The sequence below is a fragment of the Pseudomonas sp. WS 5079 genome (assembly GCF_012985465.1).
GTDB lineage: Bacteria > Pseudomonadota > Gammaproteobacteria > Pseudomonadales > Pseudomonadaceae > Aquipseudomonas.
On the sequence record NZ_JAAQWN010000034.1, the window covers coordinates 1 to 747 of the forward strand.

1 protein-coding gene is annotated in these 747 nt (G+C 56.9%); it reads left to right on the forward strand.

The window, feature by feature from the left end:
- Nucleotides 1-747, forward strand: a 747-nt coding sequence (locus HBO05_RS29040; protein WP_346343174.1) for an immunoglobulin-like domain-containing protein, incomplete at both ends; no start/stop codon positions are given.

Sequence of the window (747 nt, forward strand, 5' to 3'; positions counted from 1 at the left end):
GCCAGATCGTCTACACCGCCACCCTTGTGGATAAAAACGGTGCGCCGGTAACCAACATCACCAGCCCTGTGACTGTGACTCTGGATAACAACCAGGTCATCACCATCGGTGTGGACAAGTCGAGCGGGACTGTTTCGGTTGTGGCTCCGGACGACGTCTACAAAGGCGACCAGACTGTTACTACCGGCATCAAGGAAGTCACCGGTGGCGCGCACTTCGAGAACCTGGTTCCAGGTACCGATAAAGTCACCACCATCGTGACCGACACACCGGGCACTGATAACACCACGACAGTGACCCTGACTGCTCCGTCGGAAGTGAGTGAGGGTGGCAAGATCACCTACACCGCTACGCTTTCTAATAAAGCGGATACCGACGTCACCCTGACACTCGACAACAAGCAAACCATCACCATCAAGGCTGGCGAAACCGTCGGCACCGTGACAGTGGATGCCCCAGGCGATGACGTGTTCATCGACAAGAGCACCCAGACCGTCCAGATCACCGGCACTGACGGTGGCAACTTCGAGAAACTCGTGGTTGCAGGCGATGGCGCGACTACCACCATCAACGACACCATCGACAAAGTCGATGTGGTGCTGACCGCGACCAAAACTGTCGGTGAAGGCGGCCAGATCGTCTACACCGCCACCCTTGTGGATAAAAACGGCGCCCCCGTCACTAACACCACTGGTCCGCTGACCATCACCCTGGATAACAACCAGGTCATCACCATCGGTGTGGACA